Source organism: Holdemanella sp., from assembly GCF_056804935.1.
Genome location: NZ_DBMEXE010000179.1, coordinates 1,865 through 3,372 on the forward strand (window position 1 = coordinate 1,865; position 1,508 = coordinate 3,372).

At 31.7% G+C, this 1,508-nt stretch carries 2 protein-coding genes; one reads left to right on the forward strand and one right to left on the reverse strand.

The genetic code is table 11. The features are described from left to right. Positions 1-340 (reverse strand): hypothetical protein (locus ACZQCL_RS07765; RefSeq protein WP_482482614.1); only part of this gene is annotated, 340 nt, incomplete at its 3' end. Positions 341-669: 329 nt separating this feature from the next. Between ACZQCL_RS07765 and ACZQCL_RS07770 the strand changes: the two genes are divergently transcribed. Continuing rightward, positions 670-1,161, forward strand: coding sequence for a type II toxin-antitoxin system PemK/MazF family toxin (locus ACZQCL_RS07770; RefSeq protein ID WP_419007704.1), 492 nt, complete (start codon positions 670-672; stop codon positions 1,159-1,161). Positions 1,162-1,508 lie beyond the last annotated feature (347 nt).

Genomic DNA, 1,508 nt, shown 5'->3' on the forward strand with positions numbered 1-1,508 from the left:
CCAAAGTTGTCAATGAAAGATTACGAATCGACTGTACATACTTAAAGTTTGGATTCACAATCCCATTCTTATATTTCAACTTCAATTCATATGCCTCATTATATTCAATGGCACCCACACCAATTACCTGAACACACATAAATAATTTCGAAGCTTTATTCAACCCCATGATTTTTCCGTTACGAATCCAACCACAAAAATACACCGGAATATTTTGGAAAGAGTATCCCGAAATATGGTCAATCGAAATCACAGGAAGATTCTTTTTTTTACCTAAACCTTGCGCATATTCTTTTGTTGCTCCATGTTTAGAACAATAAATCACCGCTCTTGGCTGCATAATATCACCCCGTTCACTATTATGATATACACACTACCTTAGATTGTCAAGTACTGTGTTATGCGTATTTGATTTAGATGAATTTAACATCGAATATTCACTTTATTTTAAAATATCTATCTAACGAAGATTTTAGTAGAATATAGGTGAAATAATATATAGTGCTAATTGATCCTTTAATGTATTAACACAAACACCTGGAAACATATAGGTATCTGGCTGACTACTCCTCACCGCAAGCAGTGAGGGTTCTTAAATAACAAAGGTCAACATACAGTGGATACAGTAGCTCAGATGGAATATGAAAGAATTAAAGAAGGAAAAATAAAATGAAATTTCAAAGATTTAAGCGCGGAAGTGTTGTAATGGTGGAATTTTCACCATCTATGGGTAGTGAAATCAAGGGGAAACATTTAGCTATCGTTTTAACGAAAAATGATTCACCTAATAATGGTGTGCTAACGGTAATTCCATTAAGTTCAAAAAATAAGCCTTATTATGTTCCAATCGGTAATTTTTTTCTTAATGAAGCAATCCCTTTCTTAGATAAACAATTAAATGAGTTCATAGAGAACATTAAAAATGTTACAGATGAAGAGAAAAAAGCAATGTTAGATAATGCAAATAAGTTTATTTTGGTTGCCAAAATATATCAAAAAATGGGTGTTGACTCCTATGCAATGGTACAAAATATCTCCACAATCAGCAAATTAAGAGTTCTTAAACCAATAAACAAGTATGATCCCATTTTAAAAATTAGAGTTTCAGATGAAATCATGACAATACTTGATAATAAATTAATAGAATTATTTACAAAGTAAATCTTTTGACTTTAGAGTTATGAGATGTTAATATACTTATGAACAACGGCCTTAGCGCCATTGATTATTACACAACGGCCTTAGCGCCATGTAGAAAGTCACTGATTTATTTCAGTGGCTTTTCTTTATTATCAAAATCTTTGTGTGAATGTCAAATCTATGGCTGCTTAATTAATGCTGAAGAAGATGAGGTTTTGAATGCAATTTCAAATTTTTAAGTCATAAATAAGTCATAGCTTTATACAAAAAGACTATATAAAAATAGTTAGGGTCTAGATACGCTATAAGATTACATAGGGTAATGTGCTAGGCAGCTTAAAATTCGCTCCAAAGTATTTTGGGGCGTT

What these genes read in the sequence shown, in the direction of transcription:
- ACZQCL_RS07770 (WP_419007704.1), top strand. Translation starts at nt 670, where the DNA reads ATGAAATTTCAAAGATTTAAGCGCGGAAGTGTTGTAATGGTGGAATTT.